General features: G+C 71.5%; 22 protein-coding genes. 6 read left to right on the forward strand and 16 right to left on the reverse strand.

The annotated features are described in order from the left end of the window. Window positions 1-168: 168 nt before the first annotated feature. From hflX to miaA, 6 genes are all read right to left on the reverse strand, one after another. Window positions 169-1,662 carry a GTPase HflX gene (gene hflX / locus AB0N16_RS03725; protein WP_365792625.1) on the reverse strand — a complete coding sequence of 498 codons (1,494 nt, stop codon included), beginning with the start codon at window positions 1,660-1,662 and terminating at the stop codon, window positions 169-171. Window positions 1,663-1,820: 158 nt separating this feature from the next. Further along, window positions 1,821-3,302: a M1 family metallopeptidase gene (locus AB0N16_RS03730; protein WP_365792627.1), complete on the reverse strand. Its 1,482-nt coding sequence runs from the start codon at window positions 3,300-3,302 to the stop codon at window positions 1,821-1,823. Window positions 3,303-3,405: 103 nt separating this feature from the next. Further along, entirely contained in the window at window positions 3,406-5,523 is a 2,118-nt protein-coding gene (locus AB0N16_RS03735) for an HD domain-containing protein (RefSeq protein ID WP_365792629.1), read from the reverse strand. Between the two features lie 295 nt (window positions 5,524-5,818). Next, on the reverse strand, window positions 5,819-6,682 hold the full coding sequence (dapF, locus tag AB0N16_RS03740; RefSeq protein WP_365792631.1) for a diaminopimelate epimerase: 864 nt from the start codon (window positions 6,680-6,682) through the stop codon (window positions 5,819-5,821). A 132-nt stretch (window positions 6,683-6,814) separates the two neighbouring features. Beyond that, on the reverse strand, window positions 6,815-7,321 hold the full coding sequence (locus AB0N16_RS03745; RefSeq protein WP_365792798.1) for a hypothetical protein: 507 nt from the start codon (window positions 7,319-7,321) through the stop codon (window positions 6,815-6,817). A 106-nt stretch (window positions 7,322-7,427) separates the two neighbouring features. Beyond that, entirely contained in the window at window positions 7,428-8,366 is a 939-nt protein-coding gene (miaA, locus tag AB0N16_RS03750) for a tRNA (adenosine(37)-N6)-dimethylallyltransferase MiaA (protein ID WP_365792633.1), read from the reverse strand. 179 nt (window positions 8,367-8,545) lie between these two features. Between miaA and AB0N16_RS03755 the strand changes: the two genes are divergently transcribed. Beyond that, window positions 8,546-8,896, forward strand: a complete 351-nt coding sequence (locus AB0N16_RS03755; RefSeq protein ID WP_365792635.1) for a hypothetical protein — start codon at window positions 8,546-8,548, stop codon at window positions 8,894-8,896. Window positions 8,897-8,929: 33 nt separating this feature from the next. Beyond that, the gene (locus AB0N16_RS03760) at window positions 8,930-9,202 is read left to right on the forward strand and encodes an antitoxin (protein ID WP_365792637.1); all 273 of its coding nucleotides are present in this window, start codon (window positions 8,930-8,932) and stop codon (window positions 9,200-9,202) included. Window positions 9,203-9,277: 75 nt separating this feature from the next. On the opposite strand, the gene AB0N16_RS03765 is transcribed toward AB0N16_RS03760, so the two are convergent. The 3 genes from AB0N16_RS03765 to miaB are packed head-to-tail and all read right to left on the reverse strand — an operon-like array spanning window position 9,278 to window position 11,880. Beyond that, entirely contained in the window at window positions 9,278-9,985 is a 708-nt protein-coding gene (locus AB0N16_RS03765) for a class III extradiol dioxygenase subunit B-like domain-containing protein (protein WP_365792639.1), read from the reverse strand. Window positions 9,986-10,045: 60 nt separating this feature from the next. Continuing rightward, window positions 10,046-10,315, reverse strand: a complete 270-nt coding sequence (locus tag AB0N16_RS03770) for a hypothetical protein (RefSeq protein ID WP_318319833.1) — start codon at window positions 10,313-10,315, stop codon at window positions 10,046-10,048. Between the two features lie 35 nt (window positions 10,316-10,350). Continuing rightward, window positions 10,351-11,880, reverse strand: coding sequence for a tRNA (N6-isopentenyl adenosine(37)-C2)-methylthiotransferase MiaB (gene miaB, locus AB0N16_RS03775; RefSeq protein WP_365792641.1), 1,530 nt, complete (start codon window positions 11,878-11,880; stop codon window positions 10,351-10,353). 636 nt (window positions 11,881-12,516) lie between these two features. Here miaB and AB0N16_RS03780 point away from each other — a divergent pair. Further along, complete coding sequence (locus AB0N16_RS03780) at window positions 12,517-13,872, forward strand: beta-1,3-glucanase family protein (RefSeq protein ID WP_365792643.1); 1,356 nt, start codon at window positions 12,517-12,519, stop codon at window positions 13,870-13,872. Window positions 13,873-14,340: 468 nt separating this feature from the next. Here AB0N16_RS03780 and AB0N16_RS03785 read toward each other — a convergent pair whose 3' ends face one another. From AB0N16_RS03785 to AB0N16_RS03795, 3 genes are read right to left on the reverse strand one after another with little or no spacing between them, the layout of a single operon-like run. Then, on the reverse strand, window positions 14,341-15,318 hold the full coding sequence (locus tag AB0N16_RS03785; RefSeq protein WP_365792645.1) for an NAD(P)-dependent oxidoreductase: 978 nt from the start codon (window positions 15,316-15,318) through the stop codon (window positions 14,341-14,343). Next, window positions 15,318-16,292, reverse strand: coding sequence for an aldo/keto reductase (locus tag AB0N16_RS03790; RefSeq protein ID WP_365792647.1), 975 nt, complete (start codon window positions 16,290-16,292; stop codon window positions 15,318-15,320). The genes AB0N16_RS03785 and AB0N16_RS03790 overlap by 1 nt, the downstream gene beginning before the upstream one ends. Before the next feature lie 50 nt (window positions 16,293-16,342). Beyond that, window positions 16,343-17,116, reverse strand: coding sequence for a VIT1/CCC1 transporter family protein (locus AB0N16_RS03795; protein WP_365792649.1), 774 nt, complete (start codon window positions 17,114-17,116; stop codon window positions 16,343-16,345). 212 nt (window positions 17,117-17,328) lie between these two features. On the opposite strand from AB0N16_RS03795, the gene AB0N16_RS03800 reads away from it, so the two are divergent. Further along, on the forward strand, window positions 17,329-18,228 hold the full coding sequence (locus AB0N16_RS03800) for a LysR substrate-binding domain-containing protein (protein WP_365792651.1): 900 nt from the start codon (window positions 17,329-17,331) through the stop codon (window positions 18,226-18,228). A gap of 379 nt (window positions 18,229-18,607) precedes the next feature. On the opposite strand, the gene AB0N16_RS03805 is transcribed toward AB0N16_RS03800, so the two are convergent. Continuing rightward, window positions 18,608-19,360 (reverse strand): SDR family NAD(P)-dependent oxidoreductase, encoded by a 753-nt coding sequence (locus AB0N16_RS03805; protein WP_365792653.1) that lies wholly within the window; start codon window positions 19,358-19,360, stop codon window positions 18,608-18,610. Between the two features lie 565 nt (window positions 19,361-19,925). Between AB0N16_RS03805 and AB0N16_RS03810 the strand changes: the two genes are divergently transcribed. Then, window positions 19,926-20,474: a histidine phosphatase family protein gene (locus tag AB0N16_RS03810; RefSeq protein WP_365792655.1), complete on the forward strand. Its 549-nt coding sequence runs from the start codon at window positions 19,926-19,928 to the stop codon at window positions 20,472-20,474. A 208-nt stretch (window positions 20,475-20,682) separates the two neighbouring features. Here AB0N16_RS03810 and AB0N16_RS03815 read toward each other — a convergent pair whose 3' ends face one another. Then, entirely contained in the window at window positions 20,683-21,093 is a 411-nt protein-coding gene (locus AB0N16_RS03815; RefSeq protein ID WP_365792657.1) for a MazG nucleotide pyrophosphohydrolase domain-containing protein, read from the reverse strand. Window positions 21,094-21,186: 93 nt separating this feature from the next. Here AB0N16_RS03815 and AB0N16_RS03820 point away from each other — a divergent pair, with 93 nt between their 5' ends. Then, window positions 21,187-22,185, forward strand: a complete 999-nt coding sequence (locus tag AB0N16_RS03820) for a TAXI family TRAP transporter solute-binding subunit (RefSeq protein ID WP_365792659.1) — start codon at window positions 21,187-21,189, stop codon at window positions 22,183-22,185. A 168-nt stretch (window positions 22,186-22,353) separates the two neighbouring features. Here AB0N16_RS03820 and AB0N16_RS03825 read toward each other — a convergent pair whose 3' ends face one another. Both AB0N16_RS03825 and AB0N16_RS03830 read right to left on the reverse strand, forming a co-directional pair. Beyond that, window positions 22,354-23,751: a HAMP domain-containing sensor histidine kinase gene (locus AB0N16_RS03825; protein ID WP_365792661.1), complete on the reverse strand. Its 1,398-nt coding sequence runs from the start codon at window positions 23,749-23,751 to the stop codon at window positions 22,354-22,356. A 9-nt stretch (window positions 23,752-23,760) separates the two neighbouring features. Continuing rightward, a complete protein-coding gene (locus AB0N16_RS03830) occupies window positions 23,761-24,447 on the reverse strand; it encodes a response regulator transcription factor (protein ID WP_365792663.1) in 687 nt (228 codons plus the stop codon). Window positions 24,448-24,678: the final 231 nt, after the last annotated feature.

Genomic DNA, 24,678 nt, shown 5'->3' on the forward strand with positions numbered 1-24,678 from the left:
GGGTCGCCGACTCGCCGTGGCACGCCGTGTGCTCGGTCGGCTGACTCGCCATCGTGGCTGATCGCGCCCCTGCGGCGGAGCCGTATATCGACACTGCCCCGCGCCCCTAAATGACAAAGACATGAGGCCCGCCCCCTTGCAAGGGGGCGGGCCTCATCTCAGCAGTCGTTACACCGCCGGCGTCGGGACGTACGGCGTCAGTTCCGCCGCCAGTTCCTCGTGGACCCGGACCTTGAGCAGGGTGCCCTCGGCGGTGTGCTCTTCCGAGAGGACCTCGCCCTCGTTGTGGGCGCGGGCGACCAGCTTGCCGTGGGTGTACGGCACCAGGGCCTCGATCTCGACCGACGGGCGGGGCAGCTCGTCGTCGATCAGGGCGAGGAGTTCCTGGATGCCCTGGCCGGTGCGGGCCGAGACCGCGAGGGAGCGCTTCTCGTTGCGCAGCAGCCGTTGGAGGACCAGCGGGTCGGTCGCGTCCGCCTTGTTGATCACCACGACCTCGGGTACGTCGGTGGCACCGACGTCCCTGATCACCTCCCGCACGGCGGCCAGCTGCTCCTCCGGTACCGGGTGCGAGCCGTCGACCACGTGCAGGATCAGATCGGCGTCGCCGACCTCCTCCATGGTGGAACGGAACGCCTCGACCAGGTGGTGGGGCAGGTGGCGCACGAAGCCGACGGTGTCGGCCAGCGTGTAGAGGCGGCCGCTCGGGGTCTCCGCGCGGCGGACCGTCGGGTCCAGGGTCGCGAACAGGGCGTTCTCGACCAGGACACCGGCGCCGGTGAGGCGGTTGAGCAGCGAGGACTTGCCGGCGTTGGTGTAGCCCGCGATGGCGACGGACGGCACCTTGTGGCGCTTGCGCTCCTGCCGCTTGATGTCGCGGCCGGTCTTCATCTCCGCGATCTCCCGGCGCATCTTCGCCATCTTCTCGCGGATCCGCCGCCGGTCCGTCTCGATCTTGGTCTCACCGGGACCACGGGTGGCGAGGCCGCCGCCCGAGCCGCCGCCCATCTGCCGGGACAGCGACTGACCCCAGCCTCGCAGGCGCGGCAGCATGTACTGCATCTGTGCGAGCGCGACCTGCGCCTTGCCCTCTCGGGACTTGGCGTGCTGGGCGAAGATGTCCAGGATCAGGGCGGTCCGGTCGATGACCTTGACCTTGACGACGTCCTCCAGCTGGATCAGCTGGCCCGGGCTCAGCTCACCGTCGCAGATGACGGTGTCCGCGCCCGTTTCGACGACGATGTCGCGCAGCTCCAGGGCCTTGCCGGAGCCGATGTAGGTGGCCGCGTCAGGCTTGTCGCGGCGCTGGATGACACCGTCGAGCACCAGCGCACCCGCCGTCTCGGCGAGGGCGGCCAGCTCCGCGAGGGAGTTGTCCGCGTCCTGCACGGTGCCCGTGGTCCACACCCCGACCAGCACGACCCGCTCCAGACGGAGCTGTCGGTACTCGACCTCGGTGACGTCCTCGAGCTCCGTGGAGAGGCCCACCACGCGGCGCAGGGCCGCGCGCTCGGAGCGGTCGAACTGGTCGCCGTCCCGCTCTCCGTCGATCTCGTGGCTCCAGGCGACGTCCTCTTCCATCAGGGCATCGGCCCGAAGACCTTCGGGGTAGTCCTGCGCGAGGCGCCTGGTGTCCTGGGAAGGGGAAGAAGAGGAGGTCATTTGATCCTTACGTCGATAGGGATGCCGAAATCGGCGTTCACTTGCTCAACGTACGAGTACCCCGGGAGATTCCCCGTGACCCGTACCGCGCCGACCCCATGATGGTCGCACGGTACGACCCGTCACGGCACCGTGTTATTCCGGGGGCCGCGCTGCCGTCACTTCTTGGCCTGCTTGGCCGGGGCCGGGGTCTGCTTCCAGTCCGGGTGGCCGGGCATCGGCGGGGTCTTCTCACCGTACAGCCAGGCGTCGAAGAAGCCGGTGAGGTCACGGTTCGCGACCGCGGAGGCCAGCTTCACGAAGTCGGCGGTGGTGGCGGTGGCGTCCTTGTGGCGCTGCACCCAGATCCGCTCCAGGCGCTCGAAGGCGGGCTTGCCGATCTCCTGGCGCAGGGCGTAGAGGGCGAGGGCGGCGCCGTCATAGATGTTGGGTCGGAAGATGCTGATCTTCTGGCCGGGGTCGGGCGCCTTGGGCAGGGCGGGCGGGCCGCCGGCGGCGCGCCAGCGGTCGGAGGCGCCGTAGGCGGCCTTCATCCGGTCGATCATGGGCCGGTTGCCCTTCTCCTCCGCGTACAGCGCCTCGTACCAGGTGGCGTGGCCCTCGTTCAGCCACACGTCCGACCAGACGTGCGGGCTGACGCTGTCGCCGAACCACTGGTGGGACAGCTCGTGCACCATGATCGACTCGATGTACCACTTGGGGTACGCGGACCCGGTGAACAGGTTCTTCTCGAAGAGGGAGAGGGTCTGGGTCTCCAGCTCGAAGCCGGTGGACGCCTGTGCCATGAGCACGCCGTAGGTCTCGAAGGGGTACGTCCCGACCTTGCTCTCCAGCCAGGCGATCTGGTCCGGGGTCTTGGCCAGCCAGGGTTCGAGGGTCTTGGCGTCGGCGCTCGGGACGACGTCCCGGACGGGCAGGCCGTGCGGGCCGGTGCGGTGCAGTACGGCGGAGCGGCCGATGGAGACCTGGGCCAGTTCGGTGGCCATGGGGTGCTGGGTGCGGTAGGTCCAGGTGGTCTGCCGGCCGACCCGGGCGGACTCGGTGGGGAGACCGTTGGCGACCACGGTGTAGCCGTTCGGGGCGGTGATGTGGAAGGTGAACATCGCCTTGTCGGACGGGTGGTCGTTGCACGGGAAGACCAGGTGGGCGGCGTCGGCCTGGTTGGCCATGGCGAGCCCGTCGGTGGTGCGCACCCAGCCGCCGTCCTGGCCCTTGGCGGGCACCGGGTCGCTGGTGTGCTTCACGGTGATCCGCGTCCAGCTGCCCTGCCGCAGCGGCTGGTCCGGGGTGACGACCAGGTCGTCGCCGGCGCTGTCGAAGGCGGCGGCCCGGCCGTCGACCTCGACGGACTCGACCTTGCCGTGCGCGAAGTCCAGGTTGACCCGGTCCAGGTCGGTGGTGGCCCAGGCGTCGATGGTGGTCACGGCCTGGAGCGGCTTGTCGTTGCTGCCGGGATAGGTGAAGGAGAGGTCGTACGACGCCACGTCGTACCCCGGGTTTCCGAGGTACGGGAAGAGCCGGTCGCCGACGCCCAGCGACGTCGGCGGCGCGCTCGCGCCGAGCAGGACTACGGAGACGGCGGAGGCGAGCAGAGCGGTGTGCCGGCGCCGGGGCCGACGGGCGCGGAGGGTGAGCGACATGAACCACCGCTACCAGCGCGCTCCGGGCTCCCGGTGACGACGCGCGCCCGATCCACTCGAACGAGTAACTCTGACGGGCCTCCCGTCGGCTCGGACGGCCGCCTCACTGGTGTTGCGCTCGGTCGACGTCGTACACCCCGGCCACGTTGCGCATCGCGCGCATCAGGGCGGGCAGGTGGGCCGCGTCGGGGAGCTCGACGGTGTAGGTGTGGCGGACGCGCTGCTGGCTGGGTGGTTCCACGGTGGCCGAGACGATCTCGGCGCCCTCCTGGGCCATCGCCTCGGTGAGGTCGGCGAGCAGATGGGGGCGGCCGAACGATTCGGCGACCAGGGTGACCCGGCAGGCGGTGCTGTCACCCCAGCTCACGGCGGTTTCCGGGCGCCCGGTGCCCTTCATGTGCGCCACCGAGGCGCAGGCCACGCGGTGCACGGTGACCACTCCCCCGCGCACGGCGAAGCCGGTGACCTCGTCGGGCGGTACGGGGGTGCAGCAGCCGGCCAGCCGTACGGTCGCGTCGGGCCGGTCGACGACCACGGCGCTGGCGGTGCGGGGCGTGGGTGCCTGGGGCTCCGGGATCGGGCGCGTGGGTACGGCCACGGGGGCGTGGGGCTCTTCGGTGCTGTCCGGGTGGGTGGCGAGCCAGCGCTGGATGGCGATGCGCGCGGCGGGCGTGTGGGCGTGCTCCAGCCACTCCCGGGAGGGTTCGGAGGCCGGGTCCTGGCCCATCAGCAGCTGGACGGTGTCACCGTCCTTGAGGACGGTGCTGAGGGTGGCCAGGCGGCCGTTGACCCGGGCGCCGATGCAGGCGTGCGCGTCCTCGCCGTACTGGGCGTAGGCGGCGTCGACGCAGGTGGCGCCCTCGGGGAGGCCGAGGGTGCCGCCGTCGGGGCGGAAGACGGTGATCTCGCGGTCCTGGGCGAGGTCCTCGCGGAGGGTGGACCAGAAGGTGTCGGCGTCCGGCGCGGCCTTCTGCCAGTCGAGGAGGCGGGAGAGCCAGCCGGGACGGGTCGGGTCGGCACGCTCGCCGTCGGCCGGGGCCTCGGAGCCGGGCGCGTCGGCGGCCGGGGCGTAGGGGTTGCCGAGGGCGACGACACCGGCCTCGGCGACCTTGTGCATCTGGTGGGTGCGGATGAGGACTTCGGCGACCTGCCCGTCGGCGCGGGCCACCGCCGTGTGCAGCGACTGGTACAGGTTGAACTTCGGTACGGCGATGAAGTCCTTGAACTCCGAGACCACCGGGGTCAGACAGGTGTGCAGTTCGCCGAGCACGGCGTAACAGTCCGCGTCCTCGTTGACCAGCACCAGCAGCCGGCCGAAGTCGGCGCCGCGCAGTTCGCCGCGTTTGCGGCTGACGCGGTGGACGGAGACGAAGTGGCGTGGCCGGATGAGGACTTCGGCGGGGATGTCGGCGTCGCGCAGCACCCCGCGCACCTCGTCGGAGATCTCCGCGAGGGGGTCGTCCGCGCGGGCCGCGTTCTCGGCGATCAGCTCTCGTGTGTGCGCGTACTCCTCGGGGTGCAGGATGGCGAAGACCAGGTCCTCCAGCTCGGTCTTCAGGGCCTGCACGCCGAGCCGTTCGGCGAGCGGGATGAGGACGTCACGGGTGACCTTGGCGATCCGCTCCTGCTTCTCGGGGCGCATCACGCCGAGGGTGCGCATGTTGTGCAGCCGGTCGGCGAGCTTGATCGACATCACGCGGACGTCGCTGCCGGTGGCGACGAGCATCTTCCGGAACGTCTCGGGTTCGGCGGCGGCCCCGTAGTCGACCTTCTCGAGTTTCGTCACCCCGTCGACCAGGTAACGGACCTCCTCGCCGAACTGTTCCCGCACCTGGTCGAGGGTCACATCGGTGTCCTCGACGGTGTCGTGGAGCAGAGAGGCCGTCAGGGTCGTGGTCTCGGCGCCGAGTTCGGCCAGGATCAGGGTGACCGCGAGGGGGTGGGTGATGTACGGCTCGCCGCTCTTGCGCATCTGGCCGCGGTGCGATGACTCGGCCAGTACGTAGGCACGGCGCAGGGGTTCGAGGTCGGCGTCGGGGTAGTGGGCGCGGTGCGCCTCGGCGACATGGCCGATGGCGTCGGGCAGCTTGCCGCGGGCCGCGTTGCCGAGGAGCGCGGCCCGGCCGAGCCGGCGCAGGTCGATCCGGGGGCGGGCCTTCCTGCGGGCCGCTGTGGGCACTACAGGTCCGGGCGTCGCAGGGTTCGTGGCCTCCGCACTCATGGGCACCTCCGGCTCGTGGACCGGCGGACGGGGCCCCAGGGCATACACGGCTCAGGGATTGGTGACATTCCCCCGTCCGTGCCGGTGCTTGATGCTACCGAGCCCAACACGCCCGACTGACCGCCTCTCGCCCAGCGTGAAACGGATCACCCATTCGAGCGACGACTTGGAGGTTTACGATTTTGCGCCACCTGTTCGGGGGGTGGTCGACGTTTCTCGCCATCGGGGGCAACGCGGGCCATGGATCCGGATGTTGTACGACGCCCCCGACCACGGTTCACGACGTCGGGCCGGTTCAACGGACGGCGTTTTCCAGCCAATCGGCGTCGATCTCGCCCTCGGCCACAATCACGGCTGGGCCCGTCATCTCGATCTCGCCGTCGGGTCGCTCGGTGATGACGAGACGTCCGCCGGGCACGTCCACGGTGTACGTCGCCGGGGTTCCGGTGACGGCGGGGTCGGCGCCGTCGCGGCGGGCGGTGGCCACGGCGACCGCGCAGGCGCCGGTGCCGCAGGAGCGGGTCTCGCCGGAGCCGCGCTCGTGCACGCGCATCGCGACGTGGCGAGGACCTCGGTCGACGACGAACTCGACGTTGACCCCTTCGGGGTAGGCCGACGGGGGGCTGAAGGGGGGCGGGCTGTACAGGTCGCCGGCGTGCGCGAGGTCCTCGACGAAGGCGACGGCGTGCGGGTTGCCCATGTTCACGTTCCGGGCGGGCCAGCTGCGGTCGCCGACGCTCACCGTGACGTCGCTCTCGGGGAGCCGGGCGCTGCCCATGCCCACGGTGATGTCGCCGTCCTTGGCGACGTGGACGGTCTTCACGCCGCCGCGGGTGGCGACGGCGAGGTCACCCTCCGTGACGTGACCGGCGTGCTGGAGGTAGCGGGCGAAGACGCGGACGCCGTTGCCGCACATCTCGGCGATCGAGCCGTCGCCGTTGCGGTAGTCCATGAACCACTCCGCGTCGGCGGCCATCCTCTCGGCCTCGGGGTGCGCGGCGGACCGGACGACGTGCAGCACACCGTCCGCGCCGATGCCTGACCGGCGGTCGCACAGGGCGGTCACGGCGGCCGGGGTGAGGTCCAGGGCGTTGTCCGGGTCCGGGACGATCACGAAGTCGTTCTCGGTGCCGTGGCCCTTGAGGAAGGGGATGCTCATTCTTCGAGGGTAAGGGAGGGGTGCGCGGTGGTCTGGCTGCGGGCCGGTGGGGGCTGCTGGCGCCCACGCGGCGAGGCCGCGTACCCCATCCAGCCCCGCGCCCCTGTGGGGCGCCCCGGTCCAGGGCGTTTTTCAGCGCAGTCGCGCCACTCGCCAGACAGCCAGGACGACCACGAGCGCCACCAGGACCACGTATCCGATCACCACGCGCCAGTCGGGCCTGCGGTCCGAGCCCCTCGCGGGGAAGCCCGGCAGGGTGTAGCCCACCCGGCGGGCCGCCATCATTCCCCAGCCCGCCGCGCAGGAGCAGATCAGCAGACCCAGCATCGCGATCACCGCGCCGCTGTCGCCGAAGTCGAAGGCCAGCGGGAAGGCGAACATCAGGGAACCCACCGCGGCCAGGCCCACGATCGGGGTCAGCTGCCACAGGCGCAGACGACGCTGCGGACGGAGCTCGACCTCGACCTCGGGGCCGCTGGTGAACATCTCCTCCGGCTCGGGGCCGTCGGCGGTCACCCCGCCGCCCACCGTGTCGTCCGGACCGTCCGGCGTCAGTCGGTCCTCGCCGTCGTCCGGATCACCCGGTTCCACGGCGACATGCTCGGTGTCTCGTGCGGTGTCGCGAGGGCCGGCCTCCATCGCCACGCGCCCTCCCAACTAGGACTCCACTTGCGATCGAAGCTCGATGATGGCACGGCGCCGGAGGCCCCGATGACCGGTGGCGCATCCCGATGCCATGACGTGATCAGGCTGTGACCGGTCGTTCGAGCAACGCCAGGGCCAGCCGCGGAAGTTCCTCGCGGTCCGCCGCGGCCCCACTCAACCAGTGCACCCGGGGGTCGCGCCTGAACCACGAATCCTGACGGCGCGCGAAGCGCTTGGTCGCACGAACGGTCTCGGCGCGTGCTTCCGCTTCCGTGCACTCCCCGGCGAGCGCCGTGAGGACCTGCTGGTAGCCGAGCGCGCGCGACGCCGTACGGCCCTCGCGCAGGCCGTGCGCCTCCAGTGCGCGCACCTCGTCCACCAGTCCGGCCTCCCACATCCGGTCGACACGCAGCGCGATGCGTTCGTCGAGTTCGGGGCGGGCCACGTCGACACCGATCTGGACGGTGTCGTAGACCGAGTCATGGCCCGGCAGGTTGGCGGTGAAGGGCCGGCCGGTGATCTCGATCACCTCCAGGGCCCGGACGATGCGGCGCCCGTTGCTGGGCAGGATGGCACGGCCGGCCTCGGGGTCGGCGGCGCACAGCCGGGCGTGCAGGGCGCCGGAGCCGCGCAGCGCGAGTTCCTCCTCCAGGCGGCCCCTGACCTCGGGGTCGGTGCCGGGGAACTCCAGGTTGTCGACGGCGCCGCGGATGTAGAGCCCGGAGCCGCCGACCAGGACCGGCCAGCGGCCCTCGGCGAGCAGGGCGTCGATACGGGCGCGGGCGAGCCGCTGGTACTCGGCGACGGAGGCCGTGACCGTCACGTCCCAGATGTCGAGCAGGTGGTGCGGCACGTCGGCGCGCTCCTCGGGCGTCAGCTTGGCGGTGCCGATGTCCATCCCCTGGTACAGCTGCATGGAGTCGGCGTTGACGACCTCGCCGCCGAGCCGTTGGGCCAGGAAGACGCCGAGGTCGGACTTTCCGGCCGCGGTGGGGCCGACGACGGCGATGACACGGGGGGCGGGGGGTGCGCTGCTCACCGCACCAGTCTCGCAAACCTCGGGGGCGGGTCTCGAACGAGTTACGTGACAGTCCGTGTCCGGCTTCGTTGCCCGTTGCGAGGTTCCCGCCGCCGGCGAGAGGCGGTGACCGGGGTGACGCAAACGGACGCACCGGGTCACGCGGGATTTCGCTCACGCGAGTAACGTATGGAGTGGATATGGGCGTTTTTGCACGATTCCTCGGGAAGAAGTCGAAGGTCACGGAGGAGCCGGACACCGAGGCGCCGGCCGGTACCGAGCCGGACGGGTCGGCGGCGGAGGCCACAGTGAAGAACGCCGTGGAGAGCGCTGCGGAGGACGCGGCGGAGGAGACGGCGGACATCGCGGCGGAGGAGGCGGCCGGGGCGACGGCGGCGAAGGAGCCGGGCGAGGACGGCGACGGGAGCACGGAGGTGCGGACGGAACCGGAGCCCGTCGCGGTCGCCGACGCCGAGAGCACCGAGATCCCGAAGCAGCAGTCCGCCAAGGAGGCCGCCGACAACGAGGTCGGCGAGGGCGCCCGCACATAGCGGCCCGCGAGGGAAGCCATAGGGAAGGTAGCCATGGGTCTTTTGGACAATTTGAAGGCCAAACTCGCCCCGGCCAAGGACCGGGTCTCTGACCTCGCGCAACAGCACGAGGACAAGATCGACAAGCTCCAGCACGGCATCGACAAGGCCGCGCGGGTCGTCGACGAGAAGACCAAGGGCAAGTACAGCGACAAGATCCAGACGGGTACGGGCAGGGCCAAGGACGCCATGGACCGGTTTGTGCACCCGGACGCGACCGGCCCCACCGCGCCGACCCGGCCGGAGAGCCCGCCACCGGCTCCCTGAGCCGGGCGGACCACGCAGATCGGCGGACGGCCGAGAGTCACCCGACTCCCGGCCGTCCGCCGTTTCGCGAGGTGGTCAGGACCAGGCCGCCACCAGGTAGCAGACGCCGTAGGGCACGTCGTCGTGGAGCAGCGCCCCGGCGAGGCCCGCGTCCTCGGCCGCGCCGGCCAGGACCTGCCAGGGGGCCCGGCCCGAGACCTTGAGCTGGTACGCCAGGTCGGCGTCGAGGGCCTTGATCGCCGCGAGGTCGGCGGTGCCGAGCGCGCGGGCCGCCTCGGCGTCGAAGGGGGCCGCCCGCTCGTCGAGGTAGCCGGGCGCCTTGAGGGTGCGGCAGGCGCTGGCGTCGCCCATGACCAGCATCGCCACCCGCGCGGCCCGGTCGGCGATCTCCCGGCCGGTACGGACACACCGTTCGGCCTCCAGGGGTTCGCCCACGCCCAGCCCCTCGATCGGCGCGTCGGCCCACCCGGTGCGCTCCAGCAGCCAGGCGCCGACGGCGAGCGAGGGCGGCAGCTCCCGCTCACCGGCCTCGCCGCTCCCGAGCTGTACGTCGACATCGACGCCGAAGCCGCGGAAGGAGCCCCGGCTGCCCTGCGAGAACACGCCCCGCCCGGTCTCCTTCGCGGGCCCGACCACCACCAGCAGGTCGGGGCGCGCGGCGGCGAGCACGCCCAGCGCGTCCGCGCAGGCGGCACGGGTGCCGTCCAGCTCGGGGGCGGCACCCGCGGCGACCTCGGGCACGAGGAGCGGGGGGCAGGGGCAGACTGCGGCGGCGACAAGCATGATCGGCAGAGTAGCGGCGACGGCCGCCGAAGGTCAGTCGGCGGCGGCGGTCGCCCCTGGTCAGTCCTCGATCAGCACGTCGGTCAGGTCGATCAACGTGAGCACCAGCACGACGAGCTTGCCGTCGCTGATCACGTACTCGATGAAGAGGTTGCGCGAGAGGGCGATCTCCCGCGTTGTCTCGTCGCCGCGGACGGGATGGGAGAGCTTGTGCCGCGGGTCGGTCACCAGTATGGCCAGGCCGCGTTCCAGCACGTCACGCCGGTCGGCGGGCAGGCTGTCGCGCACTTGGGCGGCCTCTTCGGTGAACGCAACTCGGTACGGCAACATGTGATGCTCCTTTCCGCCCGTATTGTGGCAGCCCGTCAGTCGCAGCCGCAGCCGCTTCCCGAGGCCACCGGCAGCGGCTCCGGCACCCCGATCTTCGGCAGCCCCAGCAGCACGCCCGCCGGCTTGGCGGCCTGGGCGGCGTTGCGCTTCTCCCAGGCGTCGCCCGCGCGGGTCCGGCGCACGTCCAGTACGGCACCCTCGGCGAGGAGGTGGTGGGGGGCGGCGTAGGTGATCTCGACCGTGACGACGTCGCCGGGGCGGACCTCCTGGTCGGGCTTGGTGAAGTGGACCAGACGGTTGTCGGGGGCCCGGCCGGAGAGGCGGTGGGTGGCGCCGTCCTTGCGGCCCTCACCCTCGGCGACCATCAGCTCCAGGGTGCGGCCGACCTGCTTCTTGTTCTCGTCCCAGGAGATCTCCTCCTGAAGGGCGACGAGACGCTCGTAACGCGCCTGGACGACCTCCTTGGGGATCTGGTTCTCCATGGTCGCGGCCGGGGTGCCGGGCCGCTTGGAGTACTGGAAGGTGAAGGCCTGGGTGAAGCGGGCCTCGCGGACCGCGTGCAGGGTCTGCTCGAAGTCCTCCTCGGTCTCGCCGGGGAAGCCCACGATGATGTCCGTGGTGATCGCGGCGTGCGGGATGGCGGCCCGGACCTTCTCGATGATCCCGAGGTAGCGGTCCTGCCGGTACGAGCGGCGCATCGCCTTCAGGACGGTGTCCGAGCCGGACTGGAGCGGCATGTGGAGCTGAGGCATGACGTTCGGGGTCTCCGCCATGGCCGCGATCACGTCGTCCGTGAAGTCACGGGGGTGCGGGGAGGTGAAGCGGACCCGCTCCAGGCCGTCGATGGTTCCGCAGGCCCGCAGCAGCTTGCTGAAGGCCTCGCGGTCGCCGATGTCGGAGCCGTACGCGTTGACGTTCTGGCCGAGCAGGGTGATCTCGGAGACGCCCTCGCCGACCAGTGCCTCGATTTCGGCGAGAATGTCGCCGGTGCGGCGGTCCTTCTCCTTGCCGCGCAGCGCCGGGACGATGCAGAAGGTGCAGGTGTTGTTGCAGCCGACGGAGATCGAGACCCAGGCCGCGTACGCGCTCTCGCGCCGGGTCGGCAGCGTGGAGGGGAACGCCTCCAGCGACTCGGCGATCTCGACCTGCGCCTCTTCCTGCACCCGGGCGCGCTCCAGCAGGACCGGCAGCTTGCCGATGTTGTGCGTGCCGAAGACGACGTCGACCCAGGGGGCCTTCTTCACGATGGTGTCGCGGTCCTTCTGGGCGAGGCAGCCGCCGACCGCGATCTGCATGCCGGGGCGCTTCGTCTTCATCGGGGCGAGGCGGCCGAGATTGCCGTAGAGGCGGTTGTCGGCGTTCTCCCGGACGGCGCAGGTGTTGAAGACGACGACATCGGCGTCGCCGTCGGAGCCCTCGGGGGCGCGGACGTATCCCGCCTCCTCCAGCAGCCCGGACAATCGCTCGGAGTCGTGGACGTTCATCTGGCACCCGTACGTGCGGATTTCATAGGTTTTAGATGAAAGAACGTCCACTGCCGCGCTCCGGTCACTGCTGCTGGTCATGAGTCAAGAGTAGGCGGTCGTGAAAGTGGCCCGTCGCGGCCGCCGCCTCCTCGCCGACGGACCAGGGACGACGGGCACCCCGCCCCGTACGAGGGTGGCTCGGGGCGCGGCCCGGAAGACGGAGCCTGAGCCGGTTCGCGGACACACGGCCTCCGCCGTCATGCCGCCGTCCTTCTCAGCACCGCCCGAACGGCGGCCTGCGCCGTTCTCGCGGACACCCAGACCTGCCGCGGGGGTCCCTCCGGCGGGCCGCCCGCGGACACCGCACGGCACCCCCTGCCGGTCAAGGCACCCAGCCTCTGTTCCGGTCGCGCCCGGGGAAACCGCACGACCTGCTCGTGATCTTCCGGGGCGACGACATGGCGGCACGGAAAGGTCCGTACCGGTTGCGTCAAGGGTTGTAAAAAGCGGGTCGACCCGGGCCGTGCAAGCGGTCGGAAGCTGAAGGCCGCGAACAGGTTGTGGGCGATACCAGCGCCGGGATCAGCGCCGTGTCATCGGCGGGGTCGTAACCCGATTGATTTCGGCTTCAGTTGTTGACGGCGGACATGAGTAGGTCTACAACCCGAGGGAGCGCTCTCATGTCTGCTGTTGCTCCATCCCCACGCACGCCGAACCGGCTTGAGGAGACTCCGCATGCAGAGTTCCGCCAGCGCACCCACCCGCAGACCACCGGCCGGCGCCGTACGCCCGCGCGCGGCTCTCGGCCTGGTCGTCGTCCTGATCGCCGCCTTCTTCGCGGTCCTCGCGCCGTCGCCCGCGCACGCCGCCGACCAGTTGCTGTCCCAGGGCAGGCCCGCCACCGCCTCCTCGAGCGAGAATGCCTCCTTCCCCGCGAGCGCGGCGGTCGACGGCAACACCGGCACCCGCTGGTCCTCGGCCTTCTCCGACCCGCAGTGGCTCCAGGTCGACCTCGGGTCCGTCCAGCAGCTCAGCCGGGTCGCCCTGACCTGGGAGGCCGCCTACGCGACCGCCTTCCAGGTCCAGGTCTCCACCGACGCCACCACCTGGACCACCGTCTACTCCACGACCACCGCCACCGGCGGAACCCAGAACCTGACCATCACCGGCAGCGGCCGCTTCGTCCGCCTCTACGGCACCGCGCGCGGCACCCCGTACGGCTACTCCCTGTGGGAGTTCCAGGTCTACGGCCCCGGGTCCACCACCCCGCCGGACGACTTCTGGGGCAGCACCAGTGACATCCCCGCCGCGAACAACGCCGTCGAGGTGAAGATCCTCAACCGCACCAACGGCAAGTACCCCGACAGCCAGGTGTACTGGAGCTTCAACGGCCAGACGCACTCCATCGCCGAGCAGCCCTACCTCGACATGCCGGCCAACTCCGCCGGCCGCATGTACTTCTACCTGGGCTCGCCCACCAGCTCGTACTACGACTTCATCGAGTTCACGGTCGGCAACAACGTCTTCAACGGCAACACCACCCGGGTCGACGCCTTCGGCCTGAAGCTGGCCATGCGCCTGCACACCAAGGACGGTTACGACGTCGAGGTCGGCGAGAACCGGCAGACCTTCGCCGAGGACCGCGCCACCACCTTCCAGCGGTTCATCGACGCGGTGCCGTCCCAGTTCGACGTGCTGGCCCAGACCCAGGCCCCGTACCGGATCATCGCGCCCGGCAGCGACCCGAGCTTCCGCGCAGGCGGCGCCAACGCGAACTACTTCACCTCGTACGCCCAGTCGGTGGGCGTGACCGCGGCCACCTCCGACATCTTCGGCTGCGCGGCCGCCCTGGCGGGCGACCCGAACATGTGCGCCGCCCTCAACCGCCACGTCGCGACCCTGCCGGCCTCCCAGCAGTCCGACCCCGCCCGGTTCTACACGGCGGCACCGGCGAACTACTACGCCAAGTTCTGGCACGACAACGCCATCAACCACCTCGCCTACGGCTTCCCCTACGACGACGTGGCGGGCCAGTCCTCCTTCATCTCCCACGCCAACCCGCAATGGCTCCTGGTCGCCGTCGGCTGGTAGCCGATCCGGTGGCACGGACGCCGCACCCACACTGATCCCCCGACCGGCGGGTCCGGCCGGGTCACATCCGACCCGGCCGGACCCGTCGACCGCCGGCACCGCGAGCTGACCACGACCACGACAGGGGCGGCGCACGCGTCCGCCTCCGGGAAGGCGCGGCGGGGCCCGGCGCAGGCCGCGGCGCGCCGGTCATGGTCCGGGGGTGGGTGTTCCCGGCGGAACACCGGCCCGCGCCGCCCTCGCACGTCCGGCACGCCGGTGTCCTCGCGCAGTCCGACACGGCCGTGGAGGCGGCGCAGGTGTTGAAGACGACGACATCCGCGTCGCCGTAGGAGCCCTCGGGGGCGCGGACGTATCCCGCCTCCTCCGGCAGCCCGGACAATCGCTCGAAGTCGTCCCGCACCGGGCCAGTGCTGCGACCGGAAAGGTTCACCGGCTCGAGGCTGCGCTCGGGCTCCGGCGCCAGGCTCAGGGATGTGTCGGGACGGCCGCGGTGATGGCCGCGGCCACGTCGTCCGTGGCGTGGCCGGACGCGATCGCCTCGTCCCAGCGCTTCAGCAGCGCCTCGGTGAGCGGCAGTTCGAGCCCACGGTGGTCGGCGGCCGCCAGGGCGAGGGCCGCGTCCTTGCCCGCGTGGTGCAGCGGGAAACCCGGGGCGAAGTCGTGCTCGACCATGGCCCGGCCCTTGGCCGTCGCATACGGGGACCCCAGCGGGCTCTCGGTGAGGGTGCCGAGCACCAGACCGGGTTCCAGCCCGAGCACGCCGGCCAGGCTGACGGTCTCGGCCATGCCTTCGACCAGGACCGCGAGCCAGTTGTTCAGCACCAACTTGAAGCGGCTGCCGTCGCCGAGGCGGTCCAGCCACAGCGTTCGGTGGCCCAGCGCGTCGAACAGCGGCTGCACCCGGGGGCGCAGTGCCGGATCCCCGGAGGCGAGGACGAGCAGTTCGCCCCGTTCCGCCGGCCCGGAACTCCCGGAGACCGGGGCGTCGACGAACGCGGCGGTCCCCTCGGCGAGTTCCGCCAGCTGCCGGGTGGCGTGGACGCCGACCGTGCTCATCTGGATCCAGACCGCGCCCGGGCCGAGCGCGGTCAGGGCGCCGTCAGCCCCGGTCATCGCGCTCTGCACGGCGGCACCGTCGGTGAGCATGGTGATCAGGAACCCGGCCTCCGCCGCCGCCCCGGCCGGGGTCCCGGCGACGCGCGCGCCAGAGCCGGCCAGCGCCTCGGCCCGCTGCCGGGTCCGGTTCCACACCGTCACGTCGAACCCGGCGCGCAGCAGGTTGCGTGCGATGGGGGCGCCCATGACACCGGTGCCGAGAACAGCGACCCGGGTCCTTCCTGTTCGCTCGGTCTGCTCGGTCCGTTCGGTCTGTTCAGTCGGTTCAGTCGGTTCAGTCGGTTCAGTCGGTTTGGTCCGCTCGGTTCGTTCGGTCGATGCGGTCATCACACACTCTCCGGGGAAGGTCCGGCGACCGAGGTGGCCGCCGCCATGATCGAGTCGATGTCCTTGAGGTCGGTCTCGTCGAGCGTGAGGTCCGCCGCCGCGAGGCTGTCCTCGACGTGGTGGACGCGCCGCGCGCCGACGATCGCCGCGTCCACGCCCGGTCGGGCCAGGGTCCAGGCAATGGCCAGTTGACTGACCGTCATGTCACGGAAGGCCGCGAACTCCTCCAAGGCGTGGACGACCCCGAGGTTGCGCCGGTAGGCCTCGCCGCGGAAGACCTCGCTCTTCGCCCGCCAGTCGTCGGCGGGGAAGACGGTGTCCTCCCCGAGCGTGCCGGTCAGCAGGCCGTGCGCGAGCGGGCCGTAGACCAGGACGCCGATGCCGCGCCGGCGGGTGTAGGGCAGGACGGTGTCCTCGATCCCGCGGCGGAAGAGGTGGTACGGCGGCTGCAGCGTCTCCACCGGCAGGGTGCGGGAGAACTCGGCCATCTGCTCGGCGGTGTAGTTGGACACGCCGACGTGCCGGATCTTGCCGGCCGCGACCAGTTCCTCCAGCGCGCCGGCCGTATCGGCGAGCGGCACGTCCGGGTCGGGCCAGTGGACCTGGTAGAGGTCGATGTGGTCGACGCCGAGCGCGGTCAGGCTGGCGTCGACGCCGGCGCGCAGGGCGGCGGGGCTCGCGTCCCGGGCCACTCCGGTGCCGGTGCGGCGCAGGCCGCCCTTGGTGGCGATCACCAACTCGTCGCGGTGTCCGCGGAGTTCGTCCCGCAGGGCGGCTCCGAGCAGGCGTTCTGACGCACCGAAGCCGTACCCCTGGGCGGTGTCGAAGAAGTTCACCCCGAGCTCGCGGGCCCGGTGGATCGCCCTCCTGGCGTCGTCCTCGGCGAAGGTGCCCCAGTCCCCGCCGAGTTGCCAGGTGCCGAAGGCAATGCGGGAGACCAGCAGTCCGGTCGATCCCAGTGTGGTGCTGCGCATGATTGTCCTCCGTGGGTGATGAGTTCGTTCGGTTGTGCCGTCGGTCGGGGTCAGCCGACTCTGGCGCCGACCACATGCCCGATCCCGAAGACGGCCGCGGCGGCGAGGGCGCCCACGAAGAGCTGGCGGGCCCCGGAGCGGAGCGGCGCCCGGCGGTTGAGCAGGCCGATCGCCCCGCCGACGGCGAACAGGGCGGTGCCCGCCAGGGCGACGGCGAGCAGCAGCGCGGCCGTTCCCGAGAGGAAGAGGAAGGGCAGTACGGCGGTCAGGGCGCCGAGGGCGAACGAGGCGAGGCTGGAGAAGGCCGCCGACCACGGCGAACCCAACTCATCCGGGTCCAGCCCGAGTTCCTCGCGGACCATGGTGTTGAGGGCGGTGTCGTGGTCCCGCATGATGGTCGTCGCGACATGCCGGGCGTCGTCCGCGTCCAGTCCCTTGTCCCGGTAGAGCTGGACGAGTTCCGCCTCGTGGGCGCCCGGGTCGGCGCGCAGCTGGTCGGCGGCGACCGCTATCTCGCGCTCGTAGGCCTCGCGTTGGCTGCGCATGGAGATGTACTCGCCGGCGGCCATGGAGAAGGCTCCGGCCAGCAGTCCGGCGACTCCGGCGAACAGGACGGCCGTACCGGAGACGCCGGATCCGGCGAAGCCCATCACCAGTGCCGTGTTGGAGACCAGGCCGTCGTTGACGCCGAACACCGCGGCGCGCAGGGCGCCCGAGCGGTCGCCGTGCCGCGATCGCTCGCCGCGCTCGGTGAGATTCCTGGTCTCGGCGTTCACCGTGCCCGCACGAGCGGCGTACGGCCGTTCGGATGACGTCAGCGACATCGCAGCACTCCGATCCTCGATGGTGGTCTCCATCAGCGGCGAATACAGAGCTTCCGGTTATTCGCCGTCATAGATACCAACGAGCGGAAAGCTGCCCTGTTTCCCATTTAGGCCAGATAGTCGGAGATAAGCGTTATCGCTATAAACGATCGGTCGCGTGAGGATTGTGTAAGCACGTGACTCCCGTCGGCGGGCGTGATGGCATAGGCGGCATGGAGTTGCGCGAGCTGCGGGCGTTCGTGACGGTGGTGGAGGAGGGCGGGCTGTCCGCTGCCGCGCGGCGGCTGCATGTGAGCCAGCCCGCTCTGTCCCAGACGATCAGCGGGCTGGAGCGGCAGCTGGGTGTGCGACTGCTGGTGCGCGGGCGCAGCGGGGTGCGGGCGACCGAAGCGGGGACCGCGCTGGCCGGTGAGGCACGGGCGGTGCTCGCCCGGCACGATCAGGCGCTGCGGGTGATGGCCGGGTACGCCGGTCCGGGCGGCGGGGCGCTGCGCATCGGGATCCCTTTGGAGCTGCCGTCCGGGCTGCTCGACCCGGCGCTCGCCGAACTGGCCTCGACGTATCCGGAGACACGGGTGCAGGCCCGGCATCTGTCCACGGCGGAGCAGCTGACCGCGCTGCGCGCCGCCGACCTCGACGTCGGCTTTCTCCGAGAGCGGCCGTCTGGGCCGGAGTTCGACGCGCTGCTCGTCGTACGGGAGAGACTCGGTGTGCTGGTCGGCGTCGAACAGGCAGCCGAGCTGGCCGGGCCCGACGGCATCCCGCTCGACGCGCTCAACACGTTGCAGTGGGTCGGATTCCCGCGGGCCGGAAGCCCCGCCTGGTACGACGAGCTGACCGCGATCCTGCGCGGGCACGGCCTCGATCTCGGCCCCGAGGCGCCTGAGGGGCAGGCGCTGATCGCCGACGTGAAGCTGGCCGCGGTTGCCTCCGGGAAGGCGTTCGCACTGGCTCCGCCGGGCTGGCAGCAGCCGTTGCCCGACCATGTGACCTGGTCACCGCTGATCGGCGACCCGCTGGTGCGGCGCACCTGGGCGGTATGGCCGTCCGACTCCCGCCGCCGCGACCTGGGCCACTTCATCGCGACCCTGGACCGTCCGCCCCGGGCCTGAACCCGCACGCCCCGACCCGACACCGACCGACCGCGACCGTCGGGGGCACCCTGCCGGAGACGGCCGGCGGGGCGCCGAGGACAGCCGGGACACCACCGGACACGACCGGGACCGCCGAAGACACCTGGCGCTTCACCGGACACGACCCGGACCGCCGAAGACACCTGGCGCTTCACCGGACACGACCCGGACCGCCGAAGACACCTGGCGCTTCACCGGACACGACCGGGAACCGCCTGGGCCCCGCCGGACACGGGCGGACACGGCGAGGCCTCCGGAGACGGCTGGGACACTGCCCGGCACGCCCAGCGCTTCAGCGGGACCTCGCCTGACCCGGCCGGAGCGCCGGGTGGCAGGTTCCGGCGCCCCCCTTGATGCGTCAGACGGCCGTGCGGCCGCCGTCGACCGGCAGGATCGCTCCCTGCACGAAGCTCGCCGCGTCGCTCGCCAGGTAGGCGATCGCCTCGGCGATCTCCCGTGCCTCGCCGGGCCGGCCCGCGGGCGCCTGGGCGGCCAGGGCGTCCAGGTCGTCGCCCATGGCGGCCGTGCCCTCGGTACGGGTCGGGCCGGGCTCCACGGCGTTCACCCGCACGCCCCGCGGGCCGAACTCGGCGGCCCAGGCCTTGGTCAGCAGGTTGACGGCCGCCTTGCTCGACCCGTACAGCGCCATGCCCACGACCCCGTACTCGGCGACGATCGTGCTGACGTTCACGATCGCACCCTGTCCACGCTCGGCCATGCCCGGTGCCAGCTCGGCGACCAGGTAGAACGGCGCCTTCACGTTCAGGTCGTAGACGGCGTCCACATCGCTGGACGGCGTCTCGGCCGTCAGGCCGAACGGGAAGATGCCGGCGTTGTTGACGATGATGTCCACCCGGCCGCCGCCCAGCTCGACGGCCCGCCTGGCCAGCTGCCGCACCGAGTCGGCGTCCCGCAGCTCCGCCGCCAGGAAGTCGGCCTTGCCGCCGCGCTCGCGGACGGCCGCGACCACCTTCTCGCCGCGCTCCGCGTTCCGTCCCGCGACCAGCACGTGGGCACCCCGTTCGGCGAACAGGGTCGCGGTCGCGGCGCCGATACCGCTGGTGGCGCCGGTCAGCAGGGCCACGCGTCCGGTCAGATCAACAGTTCCCATGAGATGTCCTCAGGTGTGAAATGCAGGGGACGAACCGGTCGTCCCGTCACCTCGTCCGTGAGGTGACGGGAGTCCACAAGCGCCCGGTCCCGCCGCGGATTCCGGTCCCGCCATCGGCGGATCCGATGGCCCCCATAAGCGCGCGGACCGGTGTGCCGTCCCGGCCGCCATCGCCCCCTCCGTGCCGCGTTCGGGCCGGTCGGGGGAGCCGGGCGGCCAGAGGTTGCGCTTATGGCGGGTCTTTGTGAGGCGTATGGCCGTGGGGCGATCAACTCCGCGCGTCTCGCGGTCACGTGACCCGTACGGCACAGACAGTCACCGCCTCCGAGATGGTGACCCCATGGCCCGGACCGGCACGACCACCCTGCGAGGCGGCGTTGAGCAGACCGTGTCAAACCCATACAAACGGTACTTACGACCCTATCCTCCTGGGCGCCGGACCGGCCCGGGGGCTGTGAAGAAGACCTGGGCGCGCAGAGCTGTGGGCCGGTCCGGGCGCCGGACGGCGTACTGTCGTGCGCGTCCGGCACCCGCCCCCGATGGACGCGCCAGGAGGAACCGCCCCGTGACCTGCCGAGTCATCCTCATAGCCCCGGCGATCACCCCCTCGCTGCGGCGGGCCCGCTTCGACGACGGCGACTCCATCGAGAACCCGGAGGCGGTGGCGCTGTCGCTGCCCGCCGGCCGGGCGGTCAGCTCCCCCAGCGTGCGCTGCCGTGAGACGGCCGTCGCGCTGGGCCTGGACGCCTCGGCGGAACCCGGCCTGGCGGGCCTGGACGCGGGCCGCTGGCGGGGCCGGACGCTGGAGGAGGTCAGTGCCGCCGAACCCGAGGCGCTGGTCCAGTGGCTGTCCGAGCCGGGAGCCGCGCCGCACGGAGGCGAATCGGTACGGGAGTTCTGCGCGCGGATCACCGAGTGGCTGAAGGCGACGGGCCGCACGACCGGCCGGACGATCGCGGTGGTGGAGCCGGAGGTGGTTCGGGCCGTGGCGCTGCACGCGCTCGGGGCGCCCGAGACGGCGTTCTGGCGCGTAGACGTCCCGCCGCTGGCCGCGACGGAGGTCACCGGCGGCCCCGGCCGCTGGAACCTGCGGCTCGGCCAGGTCGGCGGCTAGTGCTGCGACCGGAAAGGTCCACCGGCTCGCGACGCCCGGCACGGCACCTCGCCGCGTTGTCGCACCACCCGAGTACATCCAGTAAGCAGGGCTGACCTTCCCGGAAACGGCCACGGCGGCCCGAAGTCGTCGTGGTTCAGGCCGCGTTGGGCTGTGGCCGCCCTGCACCGCGAGTGGCAGCCGACGGCCGGCACGCTCCGAGCCCGGGTCAGTCCGCGTCGCCCGGTATCCAGCCCTGGCGGCGCAGCTCGGCCGAGACGTCAGGCGCCCGGTAGTGCTCGCCCTTCAGCACCTTTCCGTCGGCCCGGCGGGCGACCTGCCCGTCGGGCCCCAGCTTGCTCATGTTGGACCGGTGGATCTCGGCGATCACCGCGTCGAGGTCGATGCCGTGCACCAGCGCGGTGCCGTACGCCACGTAGACCACGTCCGCCAGTTCGTGCGCGAGTCGGTCGAGGGGCCCGTCGACCGCCACCTCGGCGACCTCCGCGGCCTCCTCGGCGAGCAACTCCCCCCGGTGTGCGGCCAGCTCGGGAGAGACCTCGGTCGGCGTGGTACGGGCGTCCAGGCCGAAGGCGCGGTGGAACTCCCGGACGAGACAGGCGGGCGAGGAGCTGGTCATGCGAACGACTCTAGCCGCCGCCACTGACAGTCCCGGTCCGCCCTCCTGGCTCGGCCCTGGTCAGGAGCGGGACCGGCTGGCAGGATCGCGCGCATGTCAAAGGTGTTCCCCCGTATCGGCAGGCGCCGCGCGCTCCAGGGCTCGGCCGCCGGCCTCGTCGCGTTCGGCCTGCTGCTGTGGTGGCTGCTGCCGCTGGGCGAGGAGCCGCCGACCGGGACGATCACCTTCAGCACCGGCACGCTGCGTGGGGTCTACCAGGAGTACGGCGAGCGGCTCCGCACCGAGCTGGGCCGGGACATGCCGGGCCTGAAGGTCAAACTGGTCCAGAGCGCGGGGTCGTACGAGAACGTGCGGCGAGTGGCGACCGGCCAGGTCGACTTCACCATCGCGGCGGCCGACGCGGTGGAGACGTACCAGCTGAACGACGGCCGGGGCGCCGACCGGATGCGCGGGGTGGCGCGGCTCTACGACGACTACGTCCAGCTCGTCGTGGGGCGCGACTCGGGCATCACCGGCATCGCGCAGCTGCGGCACAAGCGAGTGGCGATAGGACTGCCCAACTCGGGTGTGCGGCTGATCGCCAACCGGGTGCTCAGCGCCGCCGGGATCGACCCCGCGAAGGACATCGTCCCGGTGGCGGAAGGCATCGACACCGGCCCGGACCAGCTGCGGCGCGGCAAGGTCGACGCGTTCTTCTGGTCGGGCGGGCTGCCCACCAAGGGACTGCTGGACCTCGCGAAGAAGTTCCGCTTCACGTTCGTGCCGATAGACGACAGTCTCGTCAACAAACTGCACTCCGAGGGTGAGGCCGCGCGATACTACCGGGCGACGAACATGCCCGAGTCGGCGTACCCGTCGGTGCAGCAGGGCACGACGGTGGCGACGATCGCGGTCTCCAACCTCCTCATGACCCGCGAGGACATGGACCCACGCCTCACCGAGTGGGTGACCCGTACGGTCATCAAGAGCCGCGACGACATCGGCGCCCACGTCCACTCGGCCCAACTGGTGGATCTGCGCACAGCGATCTACACGGACCCCCTGCCCTTGCAGGAGGGCGCACGACGGTACTACCGGTCGGTGAAGCCCTGAAGGACCGCGAAAGAGAACGCCCCTGGGGGACGGCGCCTTTTCCGACAGGCCGCAGCGGAAGCGCCCCGAAAGGGGCTCGGGGCTGTTTGGGATATGCGGTTACCGCCTCGTGGGCGCGACAAAACCCCGCCGGCCCGCACCCGATCCACAACCGCACCCACCCGTCTCTCACCGACTCCGCGGCACCGACACAGTCACCCGCAGCCCCCGCGGCTCACCGTGCTCGTACGACAACGAACCCCCACCCGCCGCCAGCAACGCCCGCGTGATCGACAGCCCCAGCCCCGACCCCTTCACGTTCTGATGGCGCCCACTGCGCCAGAACCGGTCCCCGACCCGCGCGAGTTCCTCATCGGTCAGCCCCGGCCCCGTGTCGGTCACCACGACCGTCGACATGGCACCGTCGGCCGCGACAGCCACCTCCACCACGCCTCCCTCCGGCGTGAACTTCACCGCGTTGTCGATCACCGCGTCCAGCGCGCTGGACAGCGTGATGGGGTCGGCCCACCCGGTGGTCGCCGGGCACTCCCCGCTCAGCCGGACCCCCTTCGCCGCCGCGGCCGGCGCCCACGCCGCGACCCGCTCCGCCGCCAGCCGGCCGACGTCCGTCAGCATCAGGTCCGCCTCGGCGTGCTCGGCCAGCGCGAGGTCGAGCAGGTCGTCCAGGACCTGGGCGAGCCGCTTGCCCTCGGTGCGGACCGAGGCGATCTCCTCGTTACCCTCCGGGAGCTCGAGGGCGAGCAGTTCGATGCGCAGCAGCAGCGCGGCCAGCGGGTTGCGCAGCTGGTGGGAGGCGTCGGCGACGAAGGCCCGCTGTTGCTCCAGCACGTCCTCGACGTTGTCCGCCATCTCGTTGAACGCCCGGGCCAGCCGTCTGAGTTCCGGCGGACCGCCGGCCGCCGCGACCCGGGACTTGAGCCGGCCGCTGGCGATCTCGTGGGTGGTGGCGTCGAGCACCCGTACGGGCCGCAGCACCCACCCGGTCAGCCGCAGCGCCGCGCCGACCGCGAGCAGCATCGCGGCGAACTCGCCGGCGCCGATGAACAGCCAGCCGCGCAGGGTCCGTGAACGCATCGGCCCGGTGGGCGAGTCGGTGACCACCACGGCGACCACGTCACCGTCACGGATCACCGGCGAGGCCACCACGAGCCGGGTGCGCTGCCAGGGCCACACCTGCCGGGGGTCATGGCTGCGCCGGCTGAGCAGCGCCTCGTCGTAGGCCTCGCGTACCTCGCCCGTCTTCGGCAGGACCCAGTCGTCGGGCGCGTTGGCCATGGAGGACGCGTTGCGGTAGAAGACGCCCGCGCGGATGCCGTAGACGCCGTAGTAGCTCGCGAGTTCGCGGCGGAGCGTCTCCTGGCGCTCGTCGGTCCCCGTGGGGCGTGACGTGGTGGATGCGTCGGTGACGAACTGGGCCAGGGCCGCGAACCGTGCGGTGTCGTCGATCCGGTCCACGACGACCTTCTGCTGCTGGGCGGCGGCCACGCTGGCGGCGAGGGGGATGCCGAGCGCGAGCAGGACGGCCGCCAGCAGGACGATGAGCAGCGGGAGGAGACGTGTGCGCACCCGTCCCCGCTACGCGGCCGGGGCGACGAGGCGGTAACCCACGCCGCGTACGGTCTCGATGAGGGCGGGCATGCGCAGCTTCGCGCGCAGGGAGGCGACGTGCACCTCCAGGGTGCGCCCGGTGCCCTCCCAGCTGGTGCGCCAGACCTCGCTGATGATCTGTTCCCGGCGGAAGACCACACCGGGCCGCTGGGCGAGCAGCGCCAGCAGGTCGAACTCCTTGCGGGTGAGCTGGACCACCGTGCCGTCCACGCTGACCTGGCGGGTGGGCAGTTCTATGTGGACGGGGCCGAGCCGGAGCGCGTTGTCGCCACCGGCCGAGCCGTCCTCGTGGTGGGTGCGCCGGCTGACGGCGTGGATCCGGGCGAGCAGTTCCCCGGTGTCGTACGGCTTCACCACGTAGTCGTCGGCGCCCAGGTTGAGGCCGTGGATGCGGGAACGGACGTCGGCGCGGGCGGTGACCATGATGACCGGGGTGCTGGTGCGTTTGCGGATCTTGCCACAGACCTCGTAGCCGTCCTGGTCGGGCAGTCCGAGGTCGAGCAGGACGACGTCGTAGCCGTCGACCTCGGGGACGAGCGCCTGGAGGGCCTCCTCGCCGCTGCGGGCGTGCGTGACAAAGAACCCGTGCCGGGCCAGGACCGCGGAGAGTGCGGCGGCGACGTGGTTGTCGTCCTCGACGAGCAGCAGTCTCATCCCGGCCCCCTCCGGTTCAGCGGTCGTATCGTCCTGGTTCGTTCTCCGCTTGTCCGCGGAAAACCTGTGCCTTGCAGAAAACGCGCGTACGCGCGCGTGCACGATGGCAGTCACGCTGATGGACGACGACGGCGTCAAGTGGGTTCCGGCGAGGCGCGGGTTCCGTTACCCGGCCGATACGCGCACAGGCCACAGCCGCTACGACATGTGCCCGGATGCTATCGGATCGTG

The organism is Streptomyces sp. NPDC051105 (assembly GCF_040682795.1).
GTDB lineage: Bacteria > Actinomycetota > Actinomycetes > Streptomycetales > Streptomycetaceae > Streptomyces.